13 protein-coding genes are annotated in these 12327 nt (G+C 42.8%); 4 read left to right on the top strand and 9 right to left on the bottom strand.

Annotated features, from left to right (window positions below):
- Nucleotide 1 precedes the first annotated feature (1 nt).
- From B1A85_RS00330 to B1A85_RS00310, 5 genes are all read right to left on the bottom strand, one after another.
- Nucleotides 2-829: an ABC transporter ATP-binding protein gene (locus tag B1A85_RS00330; protein ID WP_104544965.1), complete on the bottom strand. Its 828-nt coding sequence runs from the start codon at nucleotides 827-829 to the stop codon at nucleotides 2-4.
- Nucleotides 830-1209: 380 nt separating this feature from the next.
- Nucleotides 1210-1548, bottom strand: a complete 339-nt coding sequence (locus B1A85_RS00325; protein ID WP_104544964.1) for a nitrile hydratase accessory protein — start codon at nucleotides 1546-1548, stop codon at nucleotides 1210-1212.
- Between the two features lie 21 nt (nucleotides 1549-1569).
- Nucleotides 1570-2181: a nitrile hydratase subunit alpha gene (gene nthA / locus B1A85_RS00320; protein ID WP_104544963.1), complete on the bottom strand. Its 612-nt coding sequence runs from the start codon at nucleotides 2179-2181 to the stop codon at nucleotides 1570-1572.
- Nucleotides 2182-2211: 30 nt separating this feature from the next.
- Nucleotides 2212-2934, bottom strand: a complete 723-nt coding sequence (gene nthB / locus B1A85_RS00315) for a nitrile hydratase subunit beta (RefSeq protein ID WP_104544962.1) — start codon at nucleotides 2932-2934, stop codon at nucleotides 2212-2214.
- A gap of 120 nt (nucleotides 2935-3054) precedes the next feature.
- On the bottom strand, nucleotides 3055-4023 hold the full coding sequence (locus B1A85_RS00310; RefSeq protein WP_104544961.1) for a GTP-binding protein: 969 nt from the start codon (nucleotides 4021-4023) through the stop codon (nucleotides 3055-3057).
- A 268-nt stretch (nucleotides 4024-4291) separates the two neighbouring features.
- On the opposite strand from B1A85_RS00310, the gene B1A85_RS00305 reads away from it, so the two are divergent.
- From B1A85_RS00305 to B1A85_RS00290, 4 genes are all read left to right on the top strand, one after another.
- Entirely contained in the window at nucleotides 4292-5797 is a 1506-nt protein-coding gene (locus B1A85_RS00305; RefSeq protein ID WP_104544960.1) for an amidase, read from the top strand.
- Nucleotides 5798-5811: 14 nt separating this feature from the next.
- Nucleotides 5812-6978: an acetamidase/formamidase family protein gene (locus tag B1A85_RS00300; RefSeq protein WP_104544959.1), complete on the top strand. Its 1167-nt coding sequence runs from the start codon at nucleotides 5812-5814 to the stop codon at nucleotides 6976-6978.
- A 462-nt stretch (nucleotides 6979-7440) separates the two neighbouring features.
- The gene (locus B1A85_RS00295; protein ID WP_104546251.1) at nucleotides 7441-8004 is read left to right on the top strand and encodes a 5-formyltetrahydrofolate cyclo-ligase; all 564 of its coding nucleotides are present in this window, start codon (nucleotides 7441-7443) and stop codon (nucleotides 8002-8004) included.
- A gap of 411 nt (nucleotides 8005-8415) precedes the next feature.
- The gene (locus B1A85_RS00290) at nucleotides 8416-9279 is read left to right on the top strand and encodes a carbohydrate ABC transporter permease (RefSeq protein WP_104544958.1); all 864 of its coding nucleotides are present in this window, start codon (nucleotides 8416-8418) and stop codon (nucleotides 9277-9279) included.
- Here B1A85_RS00290 and B1A85_RS00285 read toward each other — a convergent pair whose 3' ends face one another.
- From B1A85_RS00285 to B1A85_RS00275, 4 genes are all read right to left on the bottom strand, one after another.
- The gene (locus B1A85_RS00285) at nucleotides 9280-10152 is read right to left on the bottom strand and encodes an ADP-ribosylglycohydrolase family protein (protein ID WP_104544957.1); all 873 of its coding nucleotides are present in this window, start codon (nucleotides 10150-10152) and stop codon (nucleotides 9280-9282) included.
- Nucleotides 10153-10593, bottom strand: a complete 441-nt coding sequence (gene aroQ / locus B1A85_RS00280; protein ID WP_104544956.1) for a type II 3-dehydroquinate dehydratase — start codon at nucleotides 10591-10593, stop codon at nucleotides 10153-10155.
- A gap of 23 nt (nucleotides 10594-10616) precedes the next feature.
- Entirely contained in the window at nucleotides 10617-10751 is a 135-nt protein-coding gene (locus B1A85_RS25460; protein WP_015189307.1) for a hypothetical protein, read from the bottom strand.
- Between the two features lie 279 nt (nucleotides 10752-11030).
- Nucleotides 11031-12287 (bottom strand): competence/damage-inducible protein A, encoded by a 1257-nt coding sequence (locus B1A85_RS00275; protein WP_104544955.1) that lies wholly within the window; start codon nucleotides 12285-12287, stop codon nucleotides 11031-11033.
- Between the last annotated feature and the right edge of the window lie 40 nt (nucleotides 12288-12327).

Here is a 12327-nt window from a genome sequence, read left to right as displayed (position 1 = left end):
CTTAGCTCCGACGAATGTGCCTGCGAATATCAGAAAAGAGATGATTAAAATCATCGGTTAAACACATTTCCAAAGTGCGCGGTCTAGGTAAGTCAATTTTTAATTGATAAATAATTGAACTAGGGCGTGGACTCATGACGTAAACTGTATCTGATAGAAACACAGCTTCGCGCAGATCGTGAGTAATCAAAATTCCCACACACTTAACTCGCATCCAGAGATTTTGCAACATTACCCACATTTCCTCGCGAGTGAAAGCATCTAACGCCCCAAAAGGTTCATCTAGTAAAAGAATTTCTGGTTGATGAATCAAAGCGCGACACAGTGAAGCACGTTGGCGCATTCCTCCAGAAAGTTGCCAAGGAAGTTGTTGTTGAAAATCTTGCAAGCCAACAGTTGCTAAAAGTTCTTGTGCCATGCGTTTGTATTCTGGCAATCGCCGTTTATACTCGCGCTTGTATGGTTGAACAACTTCTAGAGGTAGCAATACATTTTTTAATGTATTTCGCCAAGGTAGCAACACAGGATTTTGGAAGGCAATTCCTACATTTTTGAGGGGTTTAGTAATCTTTTTTCCTTGGAGTCTTATTTCTCCAATCGCAGTAGGATTTAAGCCAGAAACCATTTTCAGGATTGATGTTTTACCACAACCACTAGGTCCAACTATAGAAACAAACTCACCTTCGTTAATTGATAAAGAAACATCTTCAATAATTCGTTTTGGTCTATTATCAACAATGTATTCGAGACCAACGCGGTCAAATTCTAAGAGTGTCTGACTTGCGGTATTAGTTGCAGTCGTCTCTGCAAAATGTTTGGCAGGCAGCATAAGCTTATAATACTAATAGGATTTTTGCTGAATTTCTATGATTTCAAAACCAAAATTTTCAACTTATGTCTGTTGGTATACAGCATAAACATTAAATACCAATTTAGACTGGAACTTCGTATATATAACTACAGTCTTTTAATATGCAATAGAATACGGCATCCGAGTTTGTATGTCTTTGGGGCAAATGCAGCAAGCGCGGTACATTTGAGAACAAAACAGACACGCACTTGATACCTCAGTTAAGGGTTGCAAGTTTTCTACAGCGATCGCAACTAAACATCTGTAGCAATTGAAGCGGTGCTGAGGACGTGATAAAAAGTTCGTTCTATTGTCTTGTCAAGTTTGCGTTCTAACACGAACCACTACCCTGACCCCTACTATCGCTCAAGTAGCTGCTGAGTTCTTGTCTCTAGTTCTTGCGTGTCAATGAGGTCGAGTTCTAGTACTAAGCGTTCCAAAGCAAGAAGCCAACGTTGGTAATAATCCCAATTTGGATCGTCTAAATAGTGGCTTGCTTCCCATTCGGCGATCGCCGCGATTAATTCCTGACGAAAATCCTCCCACTCGTAGTGTCCTTTTTTAGAAAGCGCGATCGCTATTCCAAAGGCACGACTTTCCCAATCGCTTTGAAATAATAACTCCCCATTACTGCGAGGTGGTGCATCTTGGCTTCCCAGCATACTTGCAGTCACAAACTGCTCAAACTTAATCTGCATTTGGCACTCCACTTGCTGATTCTAACTACTCTGAGAAATTTGGACTTTCGCTGCACCTTGCATGGCTTCTGGGGTAACTATCGTAGCTAATTGTTCTTCTGTCCATCCTTCTGTACCTGCGGGGCGTTCTGGAATGACGAACCAGCGAATTTGCGCACTTGTATCCCACACGCGTACTTCAGTTGATTCAGGAATGTCTAATCCGAACTCTTGTAAGACTTTTCTGGGTTCTCTAATTGCTCTGGCGCGAAATGTGGGATCTTTGAACCAGTAGGGAGGTAAGCCGAGAACGGGCCAAGGATAGCAGGAACACAGAGTACATACAATTAAGTTGTGTACTTCTGGAGTATTTTCGACTGCTTTCATATGTTCGCCCTCAGCACCCGCCATGCCACGTGGTAAATTCATTTGTGCGATCGCCGCAGGTGTATCTTCGAGTAAGCGTTGCTTGAATTCAGGATCTACCCATGCTTTGGCGACAATCTTAGCACCGTTAAACGGTCCCATATCCTTTTCAAAGAAGTCGATGACTTTATCAACCGTTTCACTGGTAATAATTCCTTTTTCAATCAGCAGAGATTCTAAAGCTTTTACACGAGCTGCATTATAGGCTTCTCTGCTACTGTCGCTCATGACTTTAAGTTCCTCACAAAATGAACACCTTCAATTTGGGTTTTCGATATATGCTTCGTAGATATCTGCGTAAATCCAGGTTTTTGGTTCTGTCAAGTTACCCCAAATTGCATGCGAATCAAACTTGATACTGTAAATAGGCATTGGATCTCCCACACCATCTCCTGTCTGTAAAGGATAATTGTAAGCATCTTCGTAAACTGTTTCGATGACTCCCTGTTTATTTCGCAAGTATCCTGGTAATTTGCAATGTTCAGTTGGTAAGGGATTTTTGATCGTTACTGTATCACCTACGCTGAACTTAGGTTTTAGATCTTCTACCTTGCACTTGGGCGAATCTCCCACACGCAGATACTCAATCACTTGATTATCAATTGCAGGCTCGGTGTTATGGGGTAGAGGTGTATCAGATTTTTCTAAAAAAACTTCAGTTTTCGTTTCAAGTTCTGCTGTAGAAATGTATCCTGATTCAATAAAAAAACTGGAAATACCTCCAAGCCATTTTTCGTAGTAACGGTACTTGAAGTAGTCAAAAGGGTTCATTCCTTCAGCAAGTTTGCGCAAATTTGCCCACGTCCAGATGCTTTTGAATTGAGTAGGTGTTACCTTAGCAGCTTCTAAGTGTTGACTAAGCGCCATCATCGCCACATGGATACCAAAAATTCGCTTTTCCCAAGGTTGGACAAAAACGCGCTTCTCGAAGTTGATGCGTCCTAATCCCTCAAGTCCACCAAGATAATGCTGAAGTTTCATTCAATTGTGCGGGTAAGAGTCGCATTGCATATTGAGTTAAAGCGATTACAACTTACCAAAAGTTCTTGCAGCATTTTGTAAGAAAAATTACGGTTCGTACAAATAAATGGTGAAAAATTTTTAAGCTAAGCAGTTACGAAATTCTTGTCTTAGCTGATTTTCATCTAAGTTGCGACCAATGAACACCAATTCATTTTTACGAACCTCTCCTGGTTTCCAAGGGCGACCTGGTCTACCATCGAGTAGCATATGAATGCCTTGAAAGACAAAGCGTCGATCTTCTGAATCAACATTTAGGATACCTTTGAGCCGAAAAATGTTTTGACCTTGAGTTTGCGTTAATTGATTTAACCAGTTGGTGAACTTATCGCTGTCAACGATTCCCACTTGGGCGATCGCAACTGAACTAATAGAGCGATCGTGTTCGTGAGCATCTTCCTCCAAAAAATTGGAATCAATTGACAAAGCATTCTTCAAATCAAAGGCTTTAACTCCTAAAATGTTCTCAATGTTCAAGTTGCAGTTTTGAGTATGATACAACTTAGCGAATGCATTGATTTCTCGAACTCGTTTTTCTAGTTCTTGCAATTGTGGTTGTGAAACAAGGTCGATTTTATTTATCAAAACCACATCGGCAAAAGCAATTTGCTCTTGTGCTTCGTTACTATCCCAATGATGGCAGATATGTTTGGCGTCAACAACAGTAACAACAGCATCAAGTTCGGCGTGCGATCGCATCACTTCATCAACAAAAAAAGATTGAATTACAGGTGCAGGGTCAGCTAATCCTGTTGTTTCAATGACTAAGTAGTCAAATTTCTCTCGTTTTTGCATCAAGTTGTTAACAATCCGAATCAGGTCGCCGCGTACTGTACAGCAGATGCAACCATTGTTCATCTCTAAAATTTCTTCATCCGTATCGATAACTAACTGAGCGTCAATACCTACTTCTCCAAATTCATTGACAATTACTGCTACTTTTTTCCCATGTTTATGAGTAAGAATACGATTTAAAAGCGTAGTTTTTCCAGCACCCAAATAGCCTGTAATAACGGTAACTGGTGTAGGTTTTACTTTTAGATAAGCCATAATCCTAGCTTGTTCATTCCTCAAAATAATAAGCGCTTTTCATTGTTATTGATAGTAACTTTAACAAAGTTATTCCATCGTATTAGTTATTACAAAGCCATAAATGCTGTATTTAGATATACAGTATCTTCAAAGAAAATCAGTAATTCTTACTTCAGAAGATTACTTTTGTGTTGCTATTTTCGTCAGCGTGTCAGCAATAAATTCCTGAAGAAATAAGAACAAAAGTAGTTAAATCGACATTCACAAAATTTTGCGGGAGGATCTGATGGTCGTGAAGAAACCTACACTCGGCGAACTAGATCGGATTTCTCAACAATACCACCTTGAATTAACACCAGACGACCTTGCTTCTTTTCAATCACTCATGAGTGGCACATTAGCGTCGTACAGTAGATTAGACGAGCTAACCGAGCCGACATTACCTGTCAAATATCCTCGTACTCCAGGCTATCGACCGCTACCACACGAGAATCCATATAATGCATGGTACTGGAAGACTTCTATTAAAGGTGCTGCGTCAGGAATATTAACAGGGAAGGCGATCGCCATTAAAGATAATGTTTGCGTAGCTGGCGTGCCAATGATGAATGGTACTGCCGTGCTAGAAGGTTACGTACCAGAGGTTGACGCCACAATTGTGACGCGGATATTAGATGCTGGCGGCGAAATTGCAGGTAAAGCTGTCTGTGAAAGTTTGTGTTTTTCCGGTAGTAGCTTTACTTCGGATACAGGTGCTGTCCGCAATCCACATGACGAAAGCCGCACAGCTGGTGGTTCTTCGAGTGGTAGTGCTGCACTCGTCGCGGGTGGAGTTGTTGATATGGCAATCGGCGGCGATCAGGGAGGTTCGATTAGAATTCCTGCGAGTTGGTGTGGCATTGTCGGTTTAAAGCCAACGTACGGATTAGTACCTTATACGGGGATTTTTCCGATTGAGCTAACCCTCGATCATACAGGACCGATGGCACGAACAGTGCAAGATGTCGCGCTACTATTAGAAGCGATCGCCGGTGCAGATGGTTTAGATCCTCGACAATACAACGTGCAAACAGCGCCATACACTGCATCTTTAACGGGAGAAGCGAACAATATTCGGGTAGGAATTGTGAAAGAAGGTTTTGGCATTCCAGGATTATCCGAAGCTGACGTTGATGAAATCGTCATGGAAGCTGCTTATCGTTTAGAAAAAGTAGGGTGCAAAGTCAGTGAGATTTCAATTCCCATGCACCGCGATGGTTTGCATATTTGGACTCCTATTGCTACCGAAGGTGCAACGATGCTTATGGTTAAGGGCAATAGCATGGGAACCAATTGGAAAGGACACTATACAACAAGCTTGTTAGACGTCTACGCGCGCGGTTGGCAAAGTCGGGCTGATGATTTGTCTGAAACAACAAAGTTAGTGTTGCTTGCGGGTCAATATATGCAAGATAAATATCACGGTCGTTATTATGCGAAAGCCCAAAACTTAGGAAGGTTGCTGAAAAATACTTACGATGCTGCCCTACAAGAGTGCGATGTCTTAGTTATGCCGACATTACCGCTAAAAGCAACTAAATTACCTGCAAGTGATGCTTCGCGCGAAGAACGCATTGCTAGAGCTTTAGAAATGTTGCCCAACACTGCACCATTTGACGTTACCGGACATCCAGCACTTTCAATCAATGCGGGAATGTCAGCAGGATTACCTGTGGGAATGATGCTTGTTGGTCGCTACTGGGATGAAACCACTGTGTTACGGGTAGCTCATGCTTTTGAGCAGCTAAACTAAATGCAATTCAAATTATGAGTAATGTTACTTTTATTTCGCGAACTGGTTTTCAAGCTAAAGACGATCCAAATTGTTTTAATCGACTGCATCCAGCCCTAAAACCTGTAGCTCATGCTAAACCTGGTGAGTTAATTGTCTTTGAAACTCGCGATGCTTTTGATAATCAATTCTCACCGCAATCGACTCCAGCGCAAGTTGCTTGTGCGGATCTCAACTTAGTTCACCCCATGACTGGACCTGTATATATCGAAGGTGCCGAACGGGGAGACGTGTTAGCTGTGACTTTAGTTGATATTGAGCCAGATGAGTACGGCTACACTGTCATAGTACCTGGGTTTGGATTTTTACGCGACCAATTTAGCGAACCATTTATTGCTAATTGGCAATTAGACCGTTTGAGTGCTACCTCCGAGCAAATTCCTGGCGTAAAAATTCCTATGTGTGCCTTTCCTGGTTCGATTGGTGTTTTGCCAGGAGAAGTGGAACTTGAAAAAGCTTTGGCACGCGAGCAGCAGCTTGCGCAAGCAGGAGGTTTTGTCTTGTTACCAAATGCCGCAGGGGCAATTCCTGCGGATTTGTTTGGCGAACAGGGACTTTACAAAGACAAGGCATTACGCACGATTCCTCCCCGCGAGTTTGGCGGCAATATGGATATCAAGCAAATGCAAGTAGGTACAACCTTGCTGTTTCCCTGTTTTGTCGAAGGTGGTGGGTTGTGGTGTGGAGACGTTCACTATGCTCAAGGCGATGGTGAAGTATCAGGAACCGCAATTGAAATGGCTGCTCGCGTTACAGTTCGTACTGAAATTCGTAAAGGATTGGGTGAATATGTCAAGTTCCCTCAGTTTGAAGGCGGGATACAATTGCAACGAACGGAACCTACCAAGTTTTATGCAACGACAGGAATTCCACTCAAAGCACGAGGAGAAGTACCGCCACATCTTGCCTATCTCGATAGCCCGAAAGCCGCAGCATTAGAAAATTTATCTGAAGATTTGACACTAGCAACGCGCAATGCCTTATTGCAAATGATTGATTATTTAGTGCAACAACACAGTTACACTAGACAACAAGCTTTAGTTATTGCCGCCGTCGCCGTCGATTTGCGAATTGGGCAGTTAGTGGACGTGCCAAACTATGTTGTTTCTGCGGTGCTTCCGCTCAATATTTTTAGTGATTAAACTGGATGAAAAGTGAGAGGACAGTACTTACGGTGTTTCAAGCGATCGCCCGCTCAGGTTATTCGTAGTAATTGCAAATTTTGCTAGTTTAACCATTGCTTTAAATGTGAGGAAGTGTGGGTGAATGAGAAAATTCTACGCTGCTCTTTTCTAACTGCATCGCTAGTACTGATGAGTTGCGGTACATAAGGTGCAGATGGCAACCCCAAACGCTTGCGAAGAGATTAACGCGAACGATTGACTATACTATGAATCCTTTATTAGCACTTGCCCACCCGCGATTTTTACCGGACATTCTGGAGCAATGTAGTGATGGGCTTGCACTGGGAATGTTTTGAAAGGCATGCGTTATAGCGATCGATCGCTATATTTGTGTTGAACGCTGAAATTGCAGTTCTAACTTTATTTTCAAGTAACTTAATCGGTCAAACTGAAATTCCATCTATACAAGAGTCAAGAGTGATGAGTCAAGCGGCACATAAAACAAAGTTACGCCGTTTGCTACTGCAAAAGCGGCAATCGATGACGCAGCAGGAGTGGCAAGAAAAAAGCGATCGCATTTGTTTTCACCTGCAATCATCATCCTTATTTTTTCAAGCAAAAACTGTTCTTAGCTATTTCAGTGTTCGTCAGGAACCAGAGCTTAGCAGGCTATTTACTATTAACAAAAGTTGGGGCTTACCGCGCTGTGTTGATAAATCGCTGACTTGGCATTTGTGGAATGCAGGAGATGATGTTCAAATAGGAGCTTACAACATTCCTGAACCTCACGCGCGCGCGCCGCTTATTAGTGTTAGCGAAGTTGATTTAATTCTCGTTCCGGCGATCGCTTGCGATACTCAAGGATATCGCTTAGGTTACGGCGGTGGTTTCTACGATCGCTTACTTAGTTGTCCTGAATGGATGTCAAAGCCTGCGATTGGAATTACGTTTGACTTCGCCTATTTAGAGCAATTACCTGTTGAAGCTTGGGATAAACCGTTAGATGGTGTTTGTACAGAAACTGGTCTAAAAATGATGCGATGACATTTGTTGGATTTGGTTTTGTCCAGCGCAGAGGACTATTGTCCCCTGCGCTCCAACTACATACCTTTAAGCAAGTATTTAGTTAGAAAAATACAATTACTATAATATGATATTACTATTACAAAGTCAATAGTTTTTATTAGCTAAAGATTAAAATTCTAAGTCAGTAAATGAGGAATTATTGCTAAAAAATTAAAGCATAAAGATTAAAATTTTCAAAATTTCAAAAAGAAGTGCTATGCCGCCCCATATCTGTGAAGGAATTAGTAAATCCTAAATAAGCCATAAACAGAAGATTTTATAAAAATTTCAGGTTCGCCAGTAGTAAAAAAACGACATCTTGCAGAGTCTACTTCTCTTTCCTAGCATAAATGGTGGTATTTTTATTTCCATACATCAGTGAAAGAGTAAATGAGTACAATCAAAGCCCAACCACCACTAAATCAAAATCAACGCACGTTGGCGAGATATGTGTTGATGTATGGGTTATTGGGGGCGATCGCAATTGTCATGTTGTTTCCTCTACTCTGGCTCCTTAGCACTGCCTTCAAATCGTCAAGCGAAAATATATTTCAATTTCCACCGCAATTGCTACCGAGTCAGCCAACGGTAGAGAATTTTGTTCGGGTTTGGCAAACAAATCCTTTTGGACGATATTTGTTTAACAGTACGCTTGTTGCGATGTTGACAGTGACGCTCAATTTACTTTTCTGTGCGTTAGCTGCGTATCCGCTAGCAAGATTAGATTTTCGGGGTAGAGATTGGATTTTTACAGCAATTGTCGCAACAATTATGATTCCTTTTCAGATAGTGATGATTCCTTTGTATATTCTTACCGTTCAGCTAGGAATGCGAAATAGCTATTTAGGAATCATTTTTCCGGCGCTGGCTTCGGCGTTTGGTATTTTTCTGTTACGACAAGCCTTTCAAGGCGTTCCTAAAGAAATGGAAGAGGCGGCGAGAATTGACGGCTGTTCAGAATTAGGGTTATGGTGGTTTGTGATGTTACCCGCAATTCGTCCAGCGTTAGTAACGTTAGCTATTTTTGTGTTTATTGGTTCTTGGAGTGACTTTTTGTGGCCTTTAATTGTCATTGATCGACCAGAATTTTATACTTTACCGTTGGGAGTAGCAACGTTAGCAGGGACGTTTTCTCTCGATTGGCGATTAATTGCTGCAGGTTCTGTAATCTCAATTGCGCCTGTAATTTTGGTATTCTTACTCTTGCAACGCTACATTGTACCTACTGAAACTGCTAGCGGTGTTAAGGGCTAGTTAGCGCGGACGAATTACTCGAGGCGCCGCGATCGCTGCTATTTGTATCGAGTCATCAATAGTTGTATTGTATGCTCCTGACCACGCTGCAACTAGAGCATCACATAGTCGTAACAACTCAGCTTCACTTTGCACGCCCCACGTTCCAAGTAATTGACGGTCGCGCGACAATGCTAGCCGCCAAGGAAGGGGAATGTTAGCGCTACCGTTGTGGGCTCCTGATAGCGCACCAACAATTGAACTGAAAGGCGATTGCTGACTGACGAGGGTAGCGCGCTTGACAGACAGCGAAAAGTCTTCTGGAGTACTCAAGTAACAGAAGAGTGACAACGCGATCGCGCTACTGAGATCTTCTTGCCCCAAAACAGAAATCGCCTTTGCTAAACTCGCTCGTTGTTTTAATAAACTTTGTATCTGTATAAGCTGTTGAGTTAGTTGTAGTTGCGGTGCAGCAACTAATTGAATAATTCGTCCAATCAAGTTTGCTATTGAAGTTTCTCTTAAAGATGATGCAATCGTGTAACCAACGGCTAGAACTCCCGCGACGAGTTCTGGATCGTTTTGCCATGCAACAAATTGCTGCAAATGAGCTTGCAATCGAGCTTCATTTTCATGATAAAAAAGCGCGATCGGCAGTGTTGCGATGATAACTTTAACCGAGTGACTCGTTCTAATTTGGTTTGCGGGGTAAGACAACTTACCTTGCTCGATCAAGCTTTGCGCGACTTGTGTTGCTAGACGTTCCCATGTAAAATCTGCTGCATTCGGCTGCGTGTCTTTGGTAGAAGCTGGATTATTGGTTTGGGCAAGCATTCCTCCAACAGCTGCGCCCAGCAGAGTACCGCGAAATCGACTGCAGAGCGAGTACCGCATTCACGAGCTACTCAGGTAACGAACGAGTGCTTGCAACCCCAAACGATAACTTTCAGCCCCAAAACCACTGATTTGCCCGATCGCAACTGGTGCAATGTAAGAATAGTGGCGAAAAGCTTCGCGTTGATAAATGTTACTGAGATGAACTTCGACTGTTGGTAACTTAACACCAGCGATCGCATCGCGGATTGCTACACTCGTGTGCGTGTACGCGCCAGCATTTATTAATATTCCTTGGTGTTTCTCTCTAGCTGCGTGAATTGCATCTACTAAACTACCCTCGTGATTTGATTGAAGCGTTGCCACAACTACACCAAGGTTTTTTGCTTCTGCTTGTAAGAGGTTATTGATATCGTCTAGCGTAGTAGAGCCATAAACCTCTGGTTCGCGTTGCCCTAAGAGATTAAGGTTTGGTCCGTGGAGTACAAGGATACTGTGCAATGGCGACGACTCTCAATGGACTACTAATAGCGGCGTCGGTCGTCAACTGGAATAGGAATTGGTTCTGGTTCTGGTTCCGCTTCTGGACCTAACAAAGTTTCTATTAATCGACGCGCCCATTCCTTTAGCTTTTCCAGTACTTTTTCTAAGTAGTCCATTGAATCGAGTGCTCCTAAAATACGACCTAGTGTTGTTTCGCTGACTTATATGAAAAAGTGATGTCTCTCCTCAAGTGTTCAGCCTGTAAGTGTTACCTATTATTAAACTTATCATATCAGCTGAAACTCGACTCATGACACCATAGACAGATATCTGGCTTGAGATACCAAGCACTCAGGATATATAGAGATTTTAATTATAATGGCAAGTTGTGGGAATTTGTGGTAGCAAGTAGCGATTCTTAACTTTTTCTTTGTCAGTAGTGCTAGTTACTTTTTCTAAAATTGACTGTCAAGTAGCTTGCGGCGTAAAGCGTCAAGCGCGCTACAAGCACTCAAGTGGCGAATTAAGGAGCGCGAGCGGTCTTGACCGTAGCGATGTTCAAAAGTTTGTACTGTGCCGTTTGATTGCGCTAACCCGATATAGACTAAACCTACAGGCTTAGTCAGACTACCGCCGTCAGGTCCAGCAATACCAGTAATACTTAATCCCCAAGTTGTTCCTAGACGCGATCGCACTCCTCGTGCCATTTGGGCTGCGACAGTTGAACTGACGGCTCCTTCTTGAATTAAGGCTTCTGGAGCAACATCTAACAAAGATACTTTAACTTGGTTGTCGTAGGAGATAATTCCGCCCATAAAATAGCGCGAACTTCCTGGAACATCAGTCAACATGTGTCCCAATCCGCCACCTGTACAAGATTCAGCAACACTGAGTGTTGCGTTTGCCCGTTGCAATAATTGCCCTACCACAGATGCTAACGAATCATCATCTTGACCGTAGTAATCTATTCCGCCAATAGTTTGCAGCTGCTGTGCGATCGGCGCAATCAATTCTTCCGCAGCGGTAGACGAAGCGGCTTTAGCCGAGATGCGTAATTTCACTTCGCCACGACTAGCATAGGGAGCCACTGTCGGATTAGGTAAGTTCAAAAATGCCGAGACTTTTTCTGCTAAAGCTGACTCTGCAATTCCCCAAAACTTTAATGTGCGACTCAAGATAACTTCTTGACCAAATCCCAAGGATTTGAGATACGGTACAGCGGTTTCTTGCCACATTCGCTGCATTTCTGATGGCACGCCAGGAAAAGTCAAGATATGCAAATGAGAAGTTGGAGACCAAATAATCCCTGGTGCTGTGCCAGCCGGATTGGGTAGAACTGTGGCTCCTTGCGGAATCAGGGCTTGCTTGCGGTTACTGGGAGTCATCACCCGACCGCGAATAGCATATTTTTGGGCAATATCTTCTAGAATATCTGGATTTTCTACTAAAGGGACGCCAAAAAAATCGGCGAGAGTTTCAGTTGTCAAATCATCAGGTGTTGGACCAAGCCCGCCAGTGAAAATGAGGATATTAGAGCGCGCGATCGCAATTTCAATTACGTGCTTAATTCGCGCTACATTATCTCCCACAACCGTTTGATAGTAGTGAGGAATTCCTAGGCTCGCGAGTTGCTGTGCTAGGTATTGGGCATTTTTGTTCAAAATATCCCCTAGCAGTAACTCGGTGCCAACACAAATAATTTCAGCAGTCATAGAGTAGTCAGAGGTCGGGGGTCAGAGATTAGGGTTAAAA

This window comes from Chroococcidiopsis sp. TS-821 (assembly GCF_002939305.1).
Classification (GTDB): Bacteria; Cyanobacteriota; Cyanobacteriia; order Cyanobacteriales; family Chroococcidiopsidaceae; genus Chroogloeocystis.
This window is presented reverse-complemented; position numbering and strand designations above follow the sequence as displayed.

Coding starts and splice junctions, on each gene's coding strand:
- B1A85_RS00330 (WP_104544965.1), bottom strand. CDS start 829: ATGCTGCCTGCCAAACATTTTGCAGAGACGACTGCAACTAATACCGCA.
- B1A85_RS00325 (WP_104544964.1), bottom strand. CDS start 1,548: ATGCAGATTAAGTTTGAGCAGTTTGTGACTGCAAGTATGCTGGGAAGC.
- nthA (WP_104544963.1), bottom strand. CDS start 2,181: ATGAGCGACAGTAGCAGAGAAGCCTATAATGCAGCTCGTGTAAAAGCT.
- nthB (WP_104544962.1), bottom strand. CDS start 2,934: ATGAAACTTCAGCATTATCTTGGTGGACTTGAGGGATTAGGACGCATC.
- B1A85_RS00310 (WP_104544961.1), bottom strand. CDS start 4,023: ATGGCTTATCTAAAAGTAAAACCTACACCAGTTACCGTTATTACAGGC.
- B1A85_RS00305 (WP_104544960.1), top strand. CDS start 4,292: ATGGTCGTGAAGAAACCTACACTCGGCGAACTAGATCGGATTTCTCAA.
- B1A85_RS00300 (WP_104544959.1), top strand. CDS start 5,812: ATGAGTAATGTTACTTTTATTTCGCGAACTGGTTTTCAAGCTAAAGAC.
- B1A85_RS00295 (WP_104546251.1), top strand. CDS start 7,441: ATGAGTCAAGCGGCACATAAAACAAAGTTACGCCGTTTGCTACTGCAA.
- B1A85_RS00290 (WP_104544958.1), top strand. CDS start 8,416: ATGAGTACAATCAAAGCCCAACCACCACTAAATCAAAATCAACGCACG.
- B1A85_RS00285 (WP_104544957.1), bottom strand. CDS start 10,152: ATGCGGTACTCGCTCTGCAGTCGATTTCGCGGTACTCTGCTGGGCGCA.
- B1A85_RS25460 (WP_015189307.1), bottom strand. CDS start 10,751: ATGGACTACTTAGAAAAAGTACTGGAAAAGCTAAAGGAATGGGCGCGT.
- B1A85_RS00275 (WP_104544955.1), bottom strand. CDS start 12,287: ATGACTGCTGAAATTATTTGTGTTGGCACCGAGTTACTGCTAGGGGAT.